Here is a 17827-nt window from a genome sequence, read left to right as displayed (position 1 = left end):
TTTTCGATTGCTTAAAAACAAGCAGGAGAACGACACCATGAAATGCATGCACACTTTATTGACCGCCTCCCTGGCGCTGACCTTCGCCGGTCTCGTGCAGGCCGCCGTGCCCGCCGCAGAAGCCGCCAAACTAGGGAGCAGCCTGACGGCCGTGGGCGCCGAAAAAGCCGGCAACGCCGATGGCTCAATTCCGGCCTACACCGGCGGGCTGACCAGTTCGCCGGCAGGTTTCAAGGCCGGTGACACCTTTCGCCCGGATCCTTACGCCAACGAGAAGCCGCTGCTGGTGATCGATGGCAAGAATGTCGCCCAGTACAAGGACAAGCTGACCGCCGTCACTGTCGAATTAGCCAAGCGTTTTGCGAGCTTTCGCATTGAGGTCTACCCGACTCACCGCAGTGTGGCCCTGCCTCAGGGCGTGCTGGACAATACGGTGAAGAACGCTACCGGTGCCAAGTCGCTGGAAGGTGGCAACGCGATCGAAAATGTATTACCAGGCGTGCCTTTCCCGATCCCGCAGTCAGGTGCCGAGGCCATGTGGAACCACCTGTTGCGCTATCAGGGCGTCGCCTATTCAACCAAGTATGACTCCTGGAACGTGGACTCCGCCGGTGCACAGATTCTGGCCACCAGTGGTGAGATCTCCAACTCGTTTCCGATCTTCGAAGACCTGAGCAAGGTCATCGACGGCAAGGACACCTATTTCCAGACCCGCTTGTTCTACACCGGCCCCGCGCGCCGTGCAGGGGAGGCGATGATGCTCAAGGATGCTGCCAACCCGCTGGTGCAGACGCGCCGTGCCTGGCAGTACTTGCCCGGGCAGCGCCGCGTGAAGCTGGCACCGACTCTGGCCTACGACACGCCGAACCCGGGCACAGCAGGTTCAAGCACCTATGATGATGCTTATGTCTTCAACGGTGCGCTGGATCGCTATGACTGGAAACTGGTCGGCAAGCAGGAAATGATCGTGCCGTACAACACCTACGCGCTGAGCTACATCAAGGATCCGAAAGCCCTGACCACACCGAACCACCTGGCGCCACAATTCGTGCGCTGGGAAAAGCATCGTGTGTGGGTGGTGGAAGGTACGCTCAAGCCGGGTGCCCGTCACGTCTACGCCAAGCGCCGTTTCTACCTGGATGAAGACAGCTGGGTCGCTCTGGCATCCGACCAGTACGATGCCCGTGGCCAACTGTACCGTGGTTCTTTCAGCTTCCTCTCGCAAAGCTACGATGTGACAACGCCCAACACCACGCCGCATGTGATCTATGACCTGGTGGGCGGGACGTACAACATCAACGGTTTGTCGGGCCCCTACGGCGGCATCAAATACATCGCACCGCTCTCCAAGGCGCAGTGGTCGCCGGACGCGCTGGCCGGTAATGGCGTTCGCTAAGTACCGCACAACAAGAGTCTGGGCCGGTTGCAGTCAAGCTTCGGCCCCAGCTTTTGCAAGAGGACGCACTATGTGTTTATTCAAAACGCTTGCGCCGCTGATGTTGGTGTTGTGGCAGACGCTTGCACAAGCCTCCGGGTACGTCGATGTGCTGGACCTGCCCGCCAAGCCCAGTGCCTTGGCCGTGCGCAGCCCCTTGCTCGATGTCGCGAATGCCGGGCAGCGCCTGGTTGCCGTCGGGCAGCGCGGCCATGTTCTTTATTCCGATGATGCCGGCCAGCAATGGCAGCAGGCCAATGTGCCGGTCAGCAGCGACCTGAACGCCGTGTATTTTCCCACCCATGAACAAGGCTGGGCCGTCGGCAACGATGGTGTGGTTCTGCACAGCAGCGACGCCGGCGTGACCTGGAAAAAGCAACTGGACGGTCGAGAGATCGGTGCATTGCTGGTCAAACATTATGCGGCGCTGGCGAATGCCGAGCCGGCCAACGAACAGTGGCCGCTGCTGGTCGCTGAAGGTCAGCGGCTGGTCGAGGAGGGCGCCGACAAACCCTTGCTCGACGTCTGGTTTGCCAACGACAAATTGGGTTATGCGGTCGGTGTGTTCAACCTGATCCTGCGCACCGAGGACGGTGGCCAGAGCTGGACGCCTTTTCAGGACCGTACCGACAACCCGCAGAACTTTCACTTGAACGCGATCACGTCGACTGGCGATGCGTTGTACATCGTCGGCGAGCAAGGCCTGGTGCTGAAATGGGACGACCCGCACCAGCGATTCGCCGCCCTGAACACCCCGTATCAGGGCAGTTTTTTCGGTGTCGTCGGCAAGCCTGGCGAAGTCGTTGTTTTCGGTCTGCGCGGCAATGTGTTGCGTAGCACCGATGGCGGGTTGAGCTGGAACCCGTTCGATACCCGCCTACAGGTCAGTGTTACCGCCGCCACCGTTGACGCCCAAGGTCACTATCGGCTGTTCACCCAGGCGGGGCACATGCTGGTTGCTCAGGACAATACCGCCCGGTTGCAACTGATGCCGCAACAGAACCCGTCACCGGTGGCCGGCGCCGCCCTGGCCACCGATGGTTCGCTGGTTGTGGTGGGCAGCCGTGGCGCGCGTGCGCTTCTCAAAGAATAAGAGCCAGAACAATAAAAGCGAGTACTCAGACATGGCCACTACCAAGCAAGACAACATGCCGGTGATCCGCGATCTGCGCGACTTCGATCGGCGCTCCGGCAACCTGCTGGAGCGGCTGGTGTTCAACTACCGCCCGCTGTTCATCGTGCTCATGACCCTGGCCACTCTGGTGCTGGGCTACATGGCGGCGACTCGCCTTGAGTTGCGCCCCAGCTTCGAAAAAATGATCCCGCAAAGCCAGCCGTACATTAAGAATTTTCTGGAAAACCGCACCTCGCTGCGCGGCCTGGGCAACTCGGTGCGGGTGGTGGTGGAAAACACCCAGGGCGACATCTTCGACCCCGACTACCTGAATGTGCTCAAACAGGTTAACGACGAACTGTTCCTCACCGAAGGGGTTGATCGCGCCTGGATGAAGTCGCTATGGTCGCCTGCCGTGCGCTGGACCGAAGTCACTGAAGAAGGTTTTCAGGGCGGCCCGGTCATGCCCGACAGTTATCAGGGTTCGCCATCGGACATCGAACAGCTGCGGCAGAACATCACCCGTGCCGGCATCGTCGGCAGCCTGGTCGCCAGCGATCTCAAGTCGAGCATGCTGATCGTGCCGCTGTTGGACAAAGCCTCGGCCACGGGCCAGAGCATTAACTACCATCAATTCTCGCGGATGCTCGAAGAGCAGTTGCGCGACAAGATCGAGTTCGCCGGTGACAGCGCGGCGCGCAAGGCCGGGGAGGAGGGCAAGGGTCACTACAAAGTTCGGGTGATCGGTTTTGCCAAGCTGATCGGCGACCTGATCGATGGTTTGATTCAGGTGATGATGTTCTTCGGCCTGGCCGTAGTCACCTCGCTGGTCATCATCTACCTCTACACCCGCTGTGTGCGCAGCACGTTGCTGGTGGTCGGCTGTTCGCTGATCGCGGTGGTCTGGCAATTGGGTATCGTCGCCTGGCTGGGTTATGCCATCGATCCGTATTCGGTGCTGGTGCCGTTCCTGATCTTCGCCATTGGCGTGTCCCACGCGGCGCAGAAGATGAACGGCATCATGCAGGACATCGCCCGTGGTACCCATAAACAGGTGGCCGCACGCTACACCTTCCGCCGTTTGTTTATCGCCGGGGTCACCGCGCTGCTGGCTGATGCGGTGGGCTTTGCCGTGCTGATGCTGATCGACATACCGGTGATCCAGGACCTGGCCATCACCGCCAGTATCGGTGTGGCGGTGTTGATCTTCACGTCGTTGCTGCTCATGCCGGTGGCGCTGTCCTTTGTCGGCGTCGGTGCTAAAGCTGCCGAGCGTGCGCTGAAAATCGACACGCGCGCGGCCGCGCATAACGGCTTCGGCAAACTGTGGGACAGACTGGATCGCTTCACGACACCGAAGTGGGCCACCGGCGCCGTATTGGTGGCAGTCTTGCTGGGGGTCGGTGGCTTTATGGTCAGCCTGCATCTGAAAATCGGTGACCTCGACAGCGGTGCCCCGGAGTTGCGTGCGGACTCGCGCTACAACCGCGACAACGCCTACATCACCCAGCATTACGCGCTGTCCAGCGACCTTTTCGCGGTGATGATCAAGACCCCGGCGGAAGGCTGTCTGAATTATCAGACGCTGATCCTCGCCGACCGCCTGGCCTGGGAGCTACAGCAATATCCCGGGGTTCAGGCCACGGCATCGCTGGTCAATGCGGTACGGCAGATCACCGCGGGGTCTTACGAGGGCAATCCCAAGCTCAACAGCATCCAGCGCAACCAGAACGTACTGAATTACGCCGCCCAACAAGCCTCGGTCAATTCCCCGGAATTGTTCAACACCGATTGCTCACTGATGCCGGTGATTGCTTTCCTCAAGGATCACAAAGCCGAGACCCTGGATGCAGTGGTGGCCATCGCCGACAGGTTCGCCCGGGAAAACAGTACCGAGGATCGCCAGTTTCTGCTGGCCGCCGGCACCGCCGGCATCGAGGCGGCGACCAACATCGTGGTGCGCGAGGCCAATCGCACCATGCTGCTTTACGTCTATGCAGCGGTGACGCTGTTTTGCCTGATTACCTTCCGCAGTTGGCGCGCCACGTTGGTGGCGTTGCTGCCGCTGGTGCTGACCTCAATTCTCTGCGAGGCCTTGATGGTGGCCATGGGGATTGGCGTGAAGGTGGCAACGCTGCCAGTGATCGCGCTGGGTGTCGGTATCGGCGTGGATTACGCGTTGTACTTGCTCAGTGTTCAGCTGCAATACCAGCGTCAGGGATTGTCGTTGATGCAAGCCTACCGAAAGGCCGTGTCGTTCACCGGTCGGGTGGTGGGGTTGGTGGGGATTACCCTGGCGGCCGGCGTGGTGTGCTGGGTCTGGTCGCCGATCAAGTTCCAGGCGGACATGGGCATCCTGCTGACCTTCATGTTCCTGTGGAACATGTTGGGTGCATTGATACTGATCCCGGCGTTGTCGCATTTTCTGTTGCGCACTCATCACGTGTTGGGCAAGAGAGCAGAGGAGGTGGCCCTTGACGTTTCTGCTACCGAGGGATCGCAGGGTATGGAGCAATGCGTTTCTGAACGGCGTGGCGAGGATAGGGCGCGAGTGTAGTTAGGGCAGCAACGTGCATGTTTAGCTGGATAAATATCTATTCGAGTGGCCGAGAATTGAGAACTGAGCCAAATCCCGAGGGCGTTCCGTCACGCGGAAAATTCAAATTTCTCATTGTGAGGCTCGGCTTCATACACTGTTTTGGTCAAATACTCGCGCTTTGGTGCGACTGGGAGGAAATACGTAATGACTGAAGACACCATCCTCATTACTGGCGCTGCCGGGCTGCTGGGCTCAAGCGTTGTACGTGAGTTGCTGCGTCAGGGCGCAAAGCGGGTTGTCGCGAGCGATGTCGTCGGCGACCCGAATAATGTGTATGACGGGCTTGCTCAGGTCGACGTCGAGCGCTGCGATGTTTCGAGCTTCGAATCCGTGTTGCGCGTTTTTGATAAGCATCGACCCAACGCGGTCTATCATCTCGGCGCGATGTTGGCTCCGGCATGCGACGCCTCACCACTGGCGGGCATCCAAGCCAACGCGATGGGAACCTATTACATACTGGAAGCAGCTCGTTTGTTTAGTGTGCGGCAGGTGCTCTTTGCCAGTTCGATCGGCGTGATGAACGCGTCGTCCCCCGAGCAAAAAATAATCGACGACAACTGTTGCACGCGTCCGACGACGGTCTACGGCGCGGCCAAGCTATTCTCCGAGAACTTGGGCCTGACCTACAAAAGGCTGCACGGCCTGGACTTTCGCTCACTGCGGCTACCCGCCCTCATTGGGCCGTATGCACGTTCACGAGGCTTCGCCGAATGGTTCAACAAGTCCATCGAGGAAAGCGTGAACGGCCGTCCATATTCGATCTTCGTTGCGCCTCGCACGCAGATGGACATTATTGATGTGCGGGATGCCGCACGAGCGTTCGTGCAATTGGCGCAGGCCCCCTTGGAGCAGATTCGTACGGTGAACTACACCGTTCTTGGCCAGTCACCTCCTCCCAGCGCTGGCGATCTGGCTCAAGCCCTCAATACCCGGATTTGCGGCGCCAATGTCGACTTTAAGGTAGACGACCAGATTCAACAGTTGTTCGACCACAGTCCGCTGCACGACGATCACATCGCTCGCCGGGAGTGGGGTTGGCAACACCAGATTGACTTCGAGCCGATGCTCGACGACTTCACGGCCCAATTGAGGGCTGGTTGAATTCGCAGCTGAACGCGACCGTTACGTCATTGCGCTTGAAGATTGACAAGCCAACCCTCCAACAACACTATCTGCCCATGACCTACACACCCCGCACGTACATGATGCATTCCTCCATGACCGCTTCCGGCGGGCCATGAGGTCATGCGTGCTTAGAACCTGACGTATTCACCAAGGCCCCGCCAGAAATGGACGGGGCTTTTTAGTTTTCGTCCGCCGATGGCTAACGGAGATTGAAATGTTAGAGATCAAACGAGCCCATCACGACGATTGCCGGGCGGCATTCGACATTCGCCGTCAAGCGATACGGCATCAATGCATCGGCGCCTATACCCCGCAGCAACTGGACGTCTGGACGGCAGGGGCCGCTGAGGACGGATATTGCGACCTGATGGAAAAACACTTTTATCTGGGGTGTATTCAGGGAGAACCTGTGGCGACAGGCATGCTTGATCTGGAGAGGCGCGAAATCGGCGCGATCTTTGTCCTGCCTGGCTTTATGCAGCGGGGCATTGGCAAGCGCATTCTGGATTACCTTGAGTGCCTGGCACGGGATCTGGGGCTGGAGGAAGTTAATCTGGACGCTACGTTGAACGCTGCTCACTTCTACCGGCGATGCGGTTTCGTCGGTGAGCAGACGGCTATTTACCATTCACCCTCCGGTCTGCAACTCGCTTGCATTCCGATGGTGAAAGGGCTGTTGCGTTCTTGAGCGGCTACTTCGCTTTCCAGTGACCACCGCCCGACTCGCAATCAATCTTCGCCTGACTCAAATGCTCAGCGTCGTAGTAATACGTAGTGACCTGAGCATTGTCGGGAATATTCAGCGATTTGCTGTTCTTGTCCTTGCTGGTGGAGTGAGGATTGGCCAGCGATTCTTGCGTCAACGTCGCGATGCAAGTGGCCTGAGAATGATCGGCGCACTGTTCGACTTTTTTCTTGGTGCTGGTCAGCATGTCCTTGCTTTCGTTGCTGCATGACCAATCGATGGCGTTCACCGGCATGCCTTCGTACTCATAGCAACTATGAGTTTCGACCGCCGGAACGGAAGGGCTTTGGGAGCGGGTCAGCACGTCACAGCCTTCAGCCATCACCAGGGTGGGACTCAGGCTGGCAAGCAGAAACAGCAGTCTACTGTTCATCGGGATTTCCTCTCCAATGGCGCTTTACTTGATCAAAGATCAGCGCTTATAGGGTTTCGAAAGCGCGATGAGGCGTGGGGTTCAATTCGTTTTTTTCATCCGTACAATGTAGACGCCGATTAGCCAGGGAGAACGACATGAGCCAGACACTGGAACGCGCCATTGCCATCGCCGCCGCCGCGCATGAGGGGCAGGTCGACAAGGGCGCAAACCCTTACATCCTGCATCCGCTGAAAGTCATGTTGAGGGTTACGACGCTGGAAGAACGCATCGTCGCCGTGCTGCATGACGTGGTCGAAGACTGCGGCATCAGCCTTGATGACCTGCGCAAGGAAGGGTTCAGCGAAGCCGTACTGACAGCCATCGAGTCGGTCACCAAGGTGCCGGGTGAGTCTTATGAAGCCTTCGTCGAACGCGCGGCGCAGAACCCGATTGGCCGGGTGGTGAAACTGGCGGACCTGGAAGAGAACAGCGATCTGTCACGGATTGCGCAGCCGTCGTGGGAAGACCTGGAGCGCATTGAAAAATATCGGCGAGCGATCGGCGTGTTGCGTTCCTGACGAGCCATTTCCATTGCGCCAGCTGCTACACGGTGCGAGATGCGGCTCAAGTCACCGAGATTACTGTGCAATGAAGTCGCGAATCGCTCGAATGGTCTGCGTTGGCGCTTCTTCCATCAGCCAATGTCCGGCCCCTGGAATCACCACTTGGGTAACCTTGTCCGCTGCATTGCGCATCACGATCGCTTCATTTTCGCCAAAGGATTTTTCCCCGCCGACGGCCAGCACCGGCATCGTCAGTCGCGTGGCCATCGACGCTTCGTTGTCCACCGCGTCCTGACGGATGCTGCGGAACTGGGCGAAGGCTGCGTGCATGGCACCGGGCCGGGCATAGAGTTTGGCGTAATGCTGACGGGTGGCTTCATCCACCTTGGTGGGGTCGCCCGCGAACTCGTTCCAGAAGCGGTCCAGGTAGATGCGCTCACGACCGGCGACCAGGCGTTCGGCATCCGGTCCGCCGAAGTCGAAGTGCCACAACATCGGTGAGCGAACGATGTCGTTCCAGGGAGGAATGCCTGGCACGGGCGCATCCATCACCACCAGGCGATCGGTCAGCTGCGGATAACGCGTCGCGTAGGCGAAGGCGACCATGGTGCCGATGTCATGACCGATGACCACCGAGTGTTCGATACCCAGCGCTGCTAATACCGCACGGATGTCGCCCGCCTGGGTCTTCTTGTCGTAACCGCTGTCCGGGATCGACGACAAACCCATGCCGCGAAGGTCCGGCACCACGACGGTGTGATCCTTGGCCAGGTCGGCGGCGAGTGGTGCCCACATGTCGCCGGTGTCGCCGAAGCCATGCAGCAGCACCACGGCGGGCCCCTTGCCGCCGACGCGGACATGAAGTGTGACGCCTTCGACCAGGATGTCCTGAACACGAAAGGAAGCAGGAAATGGCGTCACCCCGGCCTGTGCCGGGATGCTTAGCGCAAGCAGCATAAAAGCGCTTAACAGGATGCGGATCATGACGTTGCCCCCATCAGCGCGCGGGGAAGGAACCCCGAAGCCATTGGGATGAGCGTAGACCGTTTGATCGTCTCTGGAGTGCCCTCTCCCTTGCGGGAGAGGGTGGGTGCCAGCCTAGGTGTGATGAATTTCCCGATCCTTGGTTTCCGGCAGGAAGAACGTGCCAAGAATGGCCGTCATCACGGCGATGACGATGGGGTACCACAGCCCGTAGTAGATATCACCCGTGGCCGCGACCATGGCGAACGCCACCGTGGGCAGAAAGCCGCCGAACCATCCATTGCCGATGTGGTACGGCAGCGACATCGAGGTGTAGCGGATGCGCGCCGGGAAGAGCTCCACCAGCCAGGCAGCGATCGGGCCGTAGACCATGGTCACGTAGATCACCAGGATGGTCAGGAGCAGCAGCACCATCGGGTAGTTGGTCTTGGTCGGGTCGGCCTTCTCGGGGTAGCCGGCGTCCTTGAGCGCAGTACCGAGATTGGCGGCGAAGGCGTCGTTCTTGGCCTTGAAGTCGGCAGCCGGCATGCCGGTGCCCTCGAAGCTCTGGATCACTTTCTCGCCAATGCGCACTTGCGCAACGGTACCCGGCTCGGCCTTCACGTTCTCATAGGGTATGGCCCGCTTTGCCAAAACGGTCTTGGCGAGGTCGCAGGAGCTGGTGAATTTGGCCTTGCCCACCGGGTCGAACTGGAACGAGCACTGGTTGGGATCGGCGACCACAGTGACCGGGTTCTTCTCCTGCGCGGCAAACACATCGGGGTTACCGAATTCGGTCAAGGCATGGAAGATCGGGAAGTAGGTCACTGCCGCCAGGATGCAGCCCGCCATGATGATGCCCTTGCGGCCGATGCGGTCGGACAGGCTGCCGAATATGACGAAGAACGGCGTGCCGATCAGCAGCGAGCCGGCAATCAGCAAGTTGGCGGTCTGCGGGTCGATCTTCAGCGTCTGCAGCAGGAAGAACAGCGCATAGAACTGCCCGGTGTACCAGACGACGGCCTGGCCGGCAGTGCCGCCGAGCAGGGCCATGATCACGATCTTGAGGTTGTCCCAGCGGGCGAAGGATTCGGTCAGCGGCGCCTTGGAGGACTTGCCTTCGGCTTTCATCTTCAAGAACACCGGCGACTCGCTGAGTTGCAGACGGATGTACACCGAGACGATCAGCAGCAGGATCGACAGCAGGAACGGAATCCGCCAGCCCCAGGCCTCGAAGGCTTCGGTGCCGAGGATGGTGCGGCAGGCGAGAATCACCAGCAGCGAAAGGAACAGACCGAGGGTCGCCGTGGTTTGAATCCACGAAGTGAAATAGCCACGCTTGCCTTTCGGCGCATGTTCCGCCACGTAGGTCGCCGCGCCGCCGTACTCACCACCCAGGGCCAGGCCTTGTAACAGGCGCAGGGTGATCAGGATGATTGGTGCCGCCACGCCGATGGTCGCGTAGCCGGGCAAAAAGCCTACTACGGCGGTGGAGATACCCATGATCACAATGGTGATGAGGAAGGTGTGCTTGCGCCCGATCATGTCGCCCAGTCGGCCGAACACGATGGCGCCGAAGGGGCGTACGGCGAAGCCCGCGGCGAACGCGAGCAGCGCGAAGATGAAGGATGTTGTCTCATTGACGCCGGCGAAGAAGTGCTTCGCAATAATCGCGGCGAGAGAGCCGTAAAGGTAGAAGTCGTACCACTCGAACACGGTGCCCAGGGACGAGGCGAAAATGACCTTGCGCTCCTCCTTGGTTATCCCGTGGTGGGGCGCGCTGCCCGTGGATGTGTTGTCGATTGCGGCCATGAGTCTTCTCCGTCTTGCTCTTATTGTAGGCCGGAGTACCTCACTTTCATTGCCGCACCCAGGCCCTGGGGCTGATGTCGTCGGATGACGAATTGCGCGAAGCATGCGAACAGGCTGACGGCCTCGCATCGCTGCAAGGTTTCATGAAGCATAATCACGTTCTGCCAGATATCCACTCGCCATCACGCTCAACCCCAGGCTGACACGCTGTTGAAGGGCTAATCAGCGCTGTGAGATCTCACGCGAAGCGCTGAGTCGCGTACGCCTTATTCCCCAACGTGAGCCGAAAACCCGAATTCATCCGGCTTTTCTACCGGCTTTCCCCAAGGACCGCCGAGAGGCGCTCGACAACGTCTGCTTCGGCAACACCTTCGTTGGCGACTTCATGAAAAACAGCGCAACTCGCCGCGTCGTCGCCAAAAACGCAGCGATAGACCGCCACTACGCTGCCCGGACCGCCGCCGGTGTGTCCGCTCAAGATCAGGCCGCCTGCCACCGCGCCCTGCATCAGTCCGAGGCCGTAACCCGCAGACATCCAGGGGCGTCCGGGAATCGGGCCGCCGAGTGCGCGTGCTGTTTGCATCGCTTGCAGCAGCGCGTTTGGCAGAAGGTTTGCGGCCAGCAGACCGTCCAGGCAAAGGGCGGCTTCCTCAAGTGGGCCGACGAGCAAGCCGTGATAGACCCAGCCGGGGTCGTAGACTGGCGCGCTGCCCATGTTCACGCTCTCCAGATCGGCTCGCGTTTTGGCGAGGCGTACGCGGGATAAACCGAGGGGGGCGAACACACGCTCCGTCAGCGCTTCTTCAAGCGTGCGCCCCGTCATGCGTTCAATCAGTCGCACGACGAACAGGTAGCCGACGTTCGAATAGCGCCAACCGTTTCCCGGTGCGTAGCGCAGCCGGCTGGTATCAAGGCGTTGCAGCATTTCATCGGCCGACCAGGGCGTCTCATGGTGGGCAACGGCGTTGTGGTAGTCAGCGAGCTCGCCATAATCCGCCAGCCCAGCCTCGTGCCGCAGCAATTGACGCAGCGTGAAGGGGCCTTCAGCAACGGTGTCGTCAAGGTCGATCAAGCCGTCACGCACCAGCGACAGCGCGGTGGCGGCGAGCACGGTTTTGGTAAAGCTCCACCAGGGCACCGCTGTATCAGGCAGTTCAGGCGTGAGAAGTGAACCGTTCGATACCAGGGAAAAAAGCATCAGTCGACTCTGGATGGAGGAAGGTGCGCATTCGCTTGGTTTTCGCCGATCAGGCGTGCCCCAACGCAATCGCAAACGAGACCACGATCATGCACGCAAAGGCAAAGTTTAGATTCATGAAGTTTTCATCCAAAGCATTTGTGATGGCGCCATTTTGAACAGGTCATATAAAAATAAAAAATTCGGCTTCATGATTTGAATCATCGAAAGAATTGATGTCCAGTGGGTTTGTGTTTATCCCGCCTTTTGACTACTCTCGCACAAACACGCAATTTCGCGCAAAAACAGGCAAAATCATGCACGAGCAACACTCAACCGCCGAGCTCCCTCATCTGCGCCGGCAAAAAATTCTGCTGATCCTCGAACGTGACGGCAAGGTCATGGCCTCCGAGCTGAGCCAGCATTTCGCGGTGTCCGAAGACACCATTCGCCGTGATCTGGCGGAGCTGGACACTGCCGGGCTGGTGCAGCGGGTGCACGGCGGGGCACTGCCGCGGCCCAAAGACACCGGCAAGGATTTTTTCACCCGCGTCAGCGAAACCGATGAGGTGAAAACTCGCCTGGCGCAACTCGCCGCACGCCAGGTACAGGACGGCCAGATTGTGATTTTCGATTCGGGGAGCACGACGCTGCAGATCGCCCGATCGCTGCCTTCGGACATTTCCATTACGGCCGTTACCGCCTCGCCGATGATCGCGATCGCCCTGGCCGAATACAAAGGCATCACGGTGATTCTGGCCGGTGGGCAACTCAATCCCGCGACCCTGTCAGCCAGCGGGCATGAAACCCTGCGGCTGATCGAGGGCATCAAGGCTGATCTGCTGTTCACCGGGGTCTGCGCCATTCACCCGGAAGTCGGCATCAGCTCCCTGCATTTCGACGAGGTGCCGGTCAAACAGGCAATGCTCGCCAGCGCCTCCCATGTCGTTGCCGTCACCACCGCCGACAAACTGGGCGCGGTGGAGCCGTTCGTTGTCGCGCCGTGTCAGCGCATTCATACCTTGATCACCGAGCGTCATGTGGCGTCGGGCAATGTCGAGGACTATCAAAAGCTCGGGATCGAGGTGGTGCAGGCGCAGGCGTGAAACGCCATGCCATGAGCCTGCTGCGGGAGGAATGTAAGGAACGTATTGACTCAAACGCCGAACTCACCCCAACACATAGTCGACGGGTTCCAGAACCGGGGGAAGCTGCGTTGCACCCAGCGCCGCCAGGACATCACGTTCAATGTTGCGCACCATTGCATCGGTAGGCAGGTCGTTTTCATCGCGGCCGAACGGGTCCTCCAGCTCATCGCCAATCGCATCCAGGCCGAAAAAGGTATAGCTGACGATGGCCGTGAAAACCGGAGTCAGCCAGCCCAGTGGTTCGGCCATCGCGAAGGGCAGCAAAATGCAGAAGAGGTAGATGGTTCTGTGCAGCAACAGGGTGTAGGGGAAGGGCAGTGGCGTATGTTTGATTCGTTCACACACCGCCTGGGACCGAGTCAGGCTTGTCAGATGTCAGGTGTGTTGCCCTTCGGCATCGGCTCAAGCCAGTCGCAACCCGCCTCCAGTTCATTTTCCGCGCGCAGCTTGGCGTTCAGCGCATGGGCGAAACCGCAGAGGTTGCGCAGGATTTTCTGCCGCTCTTTCGCGTCCTTGATGATCTGGGTTTCACGAATCATCGAACGGATCGCGACCATCATTTCGCCCCAGGTTTTACGCGCTTCCAGGATGTTGATCAGGTTGGGTTTGGGTCTGACGATCATGGTGTTCTGCCTGCGGACGAGCCCATTTTTAATGGCTATTGCGCTGTTTACGGAGTGGGTTAGCGCAGGCTAAAAGCAACTTGGCGGGTCGTCCAATCACTATGGATGACCAAGTGATCGACACAATCTATGACGGGTTTTTACTGTCCGGAGCCCAACAGTGAACTCCGGGTTTGTGCCTGCAAAAAACCGGGCGTTTATGGCGTCCCGAACATCGCCGTCCAGTAAATCCCCGGATCACTCTTCGGATCAACCGCATACGCCGCGCCAAAGTCCTGGTACTGCGGGTTCATCAGGTTCGCGCAGTGACCGGCGCTGGACACCCAGCCATCGACCACCTTGCGCACAGAGTCTTGCCCGGCAGCGATGTTTTCGCCGATCTGCCCGCCGCTGTAACCCGCCAGTTCAGCCCGGTCGCCCGGCGTACGGCCATCGCGGTCCTTGTGATCGAAGTAATTGTTATTGGCCATTGACCGGGCGTGTTCCTCGGCCGCCGTCGCCAGCGTGGCGTTCCAGGCCAGTGGCGTGGTGGCGGCAAAGGATTGCGTACCGCACTGGCGAGCCTGGGAGCGTGCGATGTTGAGCTCGGCCAGCAGCTTCTGGCCTTCCGCCTGCCAGTCACCCAGGCGAGCGCTCAACAGCGGACGTGCCAGCACGATGCGCCACTCTCGGTCCTGGCGGCTCACGCCGACATCGACGAACTGTGGGTCCAGCACGATCTGGCAAAAACTTTCCTGAATGGCTTTCATCGCCGCCGCCGCATCGCGCGGCCCGGACAGGCTGATCGCTTGTACGTTCTTCATCGGATAACCCGCGGTCGCCATCGCCTGCTGCAAATTGCCGATGCTGGTGGCGGACAGCGCCAACCGTGGATCGCCTGCCAGCGGTGGCAGTTCCTGCGAGACCTGACCCGCGCACCGCTGCACCTGGCTGCGGTAGACGTTGATCGAATCAATCAGTTGTTTCTCGTCGGCCGCCAACGCATTCACGGCGAACAACAGACCCAGTGACAACGTGGCAAAACGCGTAACGGATGATTTGAAGCGCATGGAAATCCCCTTGAGCTGACTGCGCCCATGATGCGCGATTTCACCCCCGCCAGTGCAATGCCTTTTCGCGCCCCAATACAGTTTTTTTGTCCATCTGTAGGAATGAATTTTCGCAACTACAATCAAGCAAAGTCGCCAGTGTGGCGCGCTCCCGGTTCAGTCAGAAGGGTTGGTCATGCGAGTTATCTGGATAGCCATCTGCTTCGCAATAACCCTTCTATCCGGCCACGCTACTGCATCTGAGCAGGAGCAAAAAAAGGAAGTGGCTGAAGACAAGGCCGAGGTCCTCGAGCAGAAAGCTGCGGAGAAGGGCACCGATGTACCGGTGCCCAAATCCGAAACCATCACCACATCCGAAGTTCAGGCAGTCGATCCCGCAGGTGCGTCGCCGCTGGATGATGCAATCTCCTGTCTTGCTCGCTCCATCTATTGGGAAGCCAAAGGCAAATCGTCCGCCGACATGGAAGCCGTCGCCAGCGTCGTCATGAACCGCCTGGGCCATGAGGGATTTCCGGATAAGGTATGTGCCGTGGTCAAGCAGGGGTCTGAAAGCAAAAATTGTCAGTTTTCGTGGTGGTGTGATGGACGCTCGGATCAAGTCCAGGAAGAAACCCAATACGCGATTGCCAAGGAAATCGCGCGCAAGGCACTCAACAAGCAGCTGAATGACCGAACCCACGGCGCGATGTATTTCCACGACCGGAAGGTGAAACCCAATTGGACCAGGAAATACATCAAGACCACCGAGACCTCGATGTTCCTCTTCTATAAGCCGCGTGGTGGGTCGGCGAAGTAGGGACGTTCGATCCAAAACAGATGCGGTGTCGTCCCTTCGATTAGCCCAGCGACTTCGAGATGATGGTCAGGGCAGAGGTTGGAGGCTGGTTTTGATGGTAGTGACCACACGGTTACGGCCTTCGTGTTTTGCGTGATACAGGCGTTGATCGGCTGTACGCAGAATGGCCTCGATGGTGTCGCCGTCGCGGCCAGATTGCGATACGCCGATGCTCACTGTGACCACGGTTAACCGCTGCAGGCCATGAAAAGAATTATTGGCAACGGTGCTTCGCAGACGCTCAGCGATTTCGTGCGCGCCTTCAAGTGAAGTCTGAGGTAGCAGTATCATGAATTCTTCCCCGCCCACTCGGGCTACGCCGTCATACGGCCGGATCGAGTCGAGGCATTTCTCCACGAAACCCTTCAGGATGTCATCGCCAACCTGATGCCCGAAGCGATCGTTGATGGACTTGAAATTATCCAGATCGAGTGCCAGCACGGAGAACGGCGCACCACCGCGCTTGGTCCGGCCAATTTCGACTTCGACCCGCTCCATGAACCGACGCCGATTATCAGCGCCTGTCAGTGGATCGGTCGCCGCAAGGTGCCCCAGTTCTTGATTGGTGCGCTGGAGTTCCTGCAGGGCGCTCTCGGTATACGCCATCGCTTCGGCAAGACGCACCATCAACTCCTCTTGGCTGTAAATCTTCGAGAACGACCGCGTGGTGAGGAACGCTTGCACTACCCCATAGCTCAACATGAAGAATCCACCGGCGAAGATCGCATGAGCGAGCCACCACATGTGGTTCCACGGACGTGCAAGGATGAAGGCAAGAGATGACAGTGCGAACGCGGTGACCGAGATGACAAAAATCATCATCAGCGGCGAACGGATTCGGCGCAGCAGGAGCATTGCCACGGTCAATGTGGAAAGAACGAGGGCACCACCTTCCATCGAGAGGCGCACCGCGAGATTACCGGCGATCGGCGAATTCGCGACGTACGCCACTGCCACGTCAACCAGCAGGAACAGTCCTATCCAGGTCAACCACGGGCGGGCCTTCATTCGTTGGTCCGCGGCATCAGGTGGGCGGTGGTACGACAGCATTCCGATTAACAGCAGAATCGACATGACCAGTCGAGAGGCCGGTCCATAAAGCAGGAAGAGCCAGATATTGTGGTGTGCTTGCCCAGTGAACGCTCCATGCAACGCGTAGATCAGTACAAAACCGAGAAAGCCAAGGGTCATCCATCGTAGCAGCGGGTCTCCCGATGACTGATAGCAGCGCCACGTTACGTAAGTAACAAACAAGCCTGCCAGGGTGGCTGCCGTGATCGCAATTATATGGAACAGGTGGTCCTCGAAGATAAGGGTGGGGTCTTGAAAGACGTATAAGTAGCCAATCAGATAGGCCGGAACAAACGCAAATCCTGCGAGCAGCAAGTAGGCGTAAACCTTGACCACGAGGCGGACGGCTTCAGGTGGTTCGCCGCTGGCGATGAGATTGCTCATGGTTCCCTCCAATTTGAAATCTATTTAGCCAACACCGGTCCGGTGCTGGCTCCAAAGCCGCCTACATGCCAACGGTCCCTCGCATCATTACGCACCTATGTGATGGACTGATCTATGGCATTTCAATATTAGACTCCTTCCCGATTTCTGCTGCACAAGCAGGTAAAAATGTTCACGCGAATGCAGTTAACTAATAACGGATGTCTCATTATTCTCATCGGCGATTTCGGTCAGTCGTGAGCGGCAGGAATTGGCCGATGACTGCGACAGCGATAGTGTCGTGAGGGGATCGCCGGGGCGCGCTAATTGATCTGCACAATGACCGGACCTTCCGTGACGACCGGCGGGTTCGCGTGGATGTGCGAGGCGTTTTTCTGAATCCAGTCGCGAGCGACTTTCATGCTCTCATCGGTGCCGGCCTTGTCCGTGCAAACTGTCACCGACATACCGCCATCACCGAGAGGTAGCAGTGTGTAACTTGCGAGGCCAGCCACTTTCCGGAGGGCAGCTTCGACGTCGGCCTTTTGCTTTTCTAAAACATCGAAAAGCTGCTTTGCACCAGGACCTGAGTAGGTTCTTATAACCGCATACATAGTCGTCTCCTTTGTGATTTACCGTCTTGATACCCATCCAGATCCGCTGATGGCCGCTATCACTTGGGTTTCAGTTCGTACCGATTTGTTCAGCTTAGTCAAACGCCGGTGACAAGCGAAATGCAACGACCACCGGCAGCTCCTGGCTGAGGATTCAACCGGTCGATGCAACAGATTGGCTAAATCGTTCAGCGGGCGTTTCGTAGTTTAGTGTTTTCCGAGGACGGCTATTTAGC

At 58.6% G+C, this 17827-nt stretch carries 15 protein-coding genes and 1 pseudogene; 8 read left to right on the top strand and 8 right to left on the bottom strand.

What is annotated here, in order from left to right; all coding sequences use genetic code 11:
• The first annotated feature begins 37 nt into the window (after nt 1-37).
• The 5 genes from ACYZT5_RS10310 to ACYZT5_RS10290 all read left to right on the top strand — a co-directional run bounded on the left by ACYZT5_RS10310 (nt 38) and on the right by ACYZT5_RS10290 (nt 6961).
• The gene (locus tag ACYZT5_RS10310) at nt 38-1396 is read left to right on the top strand and encodes a DUF1329 domain-containing protein (protein ID WP_462051003.1); all 1359 of its coding nucleotides are present in this window, start codon (nt 38-40) and stop codon (nt 1394-1396) included.
• Between the two features lie 70 nt (nt 1397-1466).
• Complete coding sequence (locus ACYZT5_RS10305; RefSeq protein ID WP_462051002.1) at nt 1467-2528, top strand: WD40/YVTN/BNR-like repeat-containing protein; 1062 nt, start codon at nt 1467-1469, stop codon at nt 2526-2528.
• A 31-nt stretch (nt 2529-2559) separates the two neighbouring features.
• Nucleotides 2560-5106 (top strand): efflux RND transporter permease subunit, encoded by a 2547-nt coding sequence (locus ACYZT5_RS10300; RefSeq protein ID WP_462051001.1) that lies wholly within the window; start codon nt 2560-2562, stop codon nt 5104-5106.
• A 186-nt stretch (nt 5107-5292) separates the two neighbouring features.
• Nucleotides 5293-6249, top strand: a complete 957-nt coding sequence (locus tag ACYZT5_RS10295) for an NAD-dependent epimerase/dehydratase family protein (protein ID WP_462051000.1) — start codon at nt 5293-5295, stop codon at nt 6247-6249.
• A gap of 238 nt (nt 6250-6487) precedes the next feature.
• A complete protein-coding gene (locus ACYZT5_RS10290) occupies nt 6488-6961 on the top strand; it encodes a GNAT family N-acetyltransferase (RefSeq protein ID WP_462050999.1) in 474 nt (157 codons plus the stop codon).
• Nucleotides 6962-6965: 4 nt separating this feature from the next.
• Here the strand turns inward: ACYZT5_RS10290 and ACYZT5_RS10285 are convergent, their stop codons facing one another.
• Nucleotides 6966-7391: a hypothetical protein gene (locus tag ACYZT5_RS10285; RefSeq protein ID WP_462050998.1), complete on the bottom strand. Its 426-nt coding sequence runs from the start codon at nt 7389-7391 to the stop codon at nt 6966-6968.
• Nucleotides 7392-7528: 137 nt separating this feature from the next.
• On the opposite strand from ACYZT5_RS10285, the gene ACYZT5_RS10280 reads away from it, so the two are divergent.
• Nucleotides 7529-7951 (top strand): HD domain-containing protein, encoded by a 423-nt coding sequence (locus ACYZT5_RS10280; protein ID WP_462050997.1) that lies wholly within the window; start codon nt 7529-7531, stop codon nt 7949-7951.
• Between the two features lie 60 nt (nt 7952-8011).
• On the opposite strand, the gene ACYZT5_RS10275 is transcribed toward ACYZT5_RS10280, so the two are convergent.
• The 3 genes from ACYZT5_RS10275 to ACYZT5_RS10265 all read right to left on the bottom strand — a co-directional run bounded on the left by ACYZT5_RS10275 (nt 8012) and on the right by ACYZT5_RS10265 (nt 11909).
• Nucleotides 8012-8920: an alpha/beta fold hydrolase gene (locus ACYZT5_RS10275; RefSeq protein WP_462050996.1), complete on the bottom strand. Its 909-nt coding sequence runs from the start codon at nt 8918-8920 to the stop codon at nt 8012-8014.
• 114 nt (nt 8921-9034) lie between these two features.
• Nucleotides 9035-10711 (bottom strand): MFS transporter, encoded by a 1677-nt coding sequence (locus tag ACYZT5_RS10270; RefSeq protein ID WP_462050995.1) that lies wholly within the window; start codon nt 10709-10711, stop codon nt 9035-9037.
• A 310-nt stretch (nt 10712-11021) separates the two neighbouring features.
• Nucleotides 11022-11909 (bottom strand): serine hydrolase domain-containing protein, encoded by an 888-nt coding sequence (locus ACYZT5_RS10265; RefSeq protein WP_462050994.1) that lies wholly within the window; start codon nt 11907-11909, stop codon nt 11022-11024.
• 296 nt (nt 11910-12205) lie between these two features.
• Here ACYZT5_RS10265 and ACYZT5_RS10260 point away from each other — a divergent pair, with 296 nt between their 5' ends.
• Nucleotides 12206-12994: a DeoR/GlpR family DNA-binding transcription regulator gene (locus ACYZT5_RS10260; protein WP_462050993.1), complete on the top strand. Its 789-nt coding sequence runs from the start codon at nt 12206-12208 to the stop codon at nt 12992-12994.
• A 63-nt stretch (nt 12995-13057) separates the two neighbouring features.
• Here ACYZT5_RS10260 and ACYZT5_RS10255 read toward each other — a convergent pair.
• Both ACYZT5_RS10255 and ACYZT5_RS10250 read right to left on the bottom strand, forming a co-directional pair.
• A pseudogene (locus ACYZT5_RS10255) lies at nt 13058-13620 on the bottom strand (bestrophin family protein); the annotation flags it as partial.
• 236 nt (nt 13621-13856) lie between these two features.
• Nucleotides 13857-14708: a CAP domain-containing protein gene (locus ACYZT5_RS10250; RefSeq protein WP_462050992.1), complete on the bottom strand. Its 852-nt coding sequence runs from the start codon at nt 14706-14708 to the stop codon at nt 13857-13859.
• A gap of 175 nt (nt 14709-14883) precedes the next feature.
• Between ACYZT5_RS10250 and ACYZT5_RS10245 the strand changes: the two genes are divergently transcribed.
• Nucleotides 14884-15504 carry a cell wall hydrolase gene (locus ACYZT5_RS10245; protein ID WP_462050991.1) on the top strand — a complete coding sequence of 207 codons (621 nt, stop codon included), beginning with the start codon at nt 14884-14886 and terminating at the stop codon, nt 15502-15504.
• 66 nt (nt 15505-15570) lie between these two features.
• Here ACYZT5_RS10245 and ACYZT5_RS10240 read toward each other — a convergent pair whose 3' ends face one another.
• Nucleotides 15571-16998: a GGDEF domain-containing protein gene (locus ACYZT5_RS10240; RefSeq protein WP_462050990.1), complete on the bottom strand. Its 1428-nt coding sequence runs from the start codon at nt 16996-16998 to the stop codon at nt 15571-15573.
• A gap of 302 nt (nt 16999-17300) precedes the next feature.
• Entirely contained in the window at nt 17301-17591 is a 291-nt protein-coding gene (locus tag ACYZT5_RS10235; RefSeq protein WP_008151518.1) for a hypothetical protein, read from the bottom strand.
• Between the last annotated feature and the right edge of the window lie 236 nt (nt 17592-17827).

This window comes from Pseudomonas sp. LB3P14 (assembly GCF_054898045.1).
Note: the sequence above shows the minus strand (reverse complement) of the source record. Positions and strands in the feature narration are given on the sequence as shown.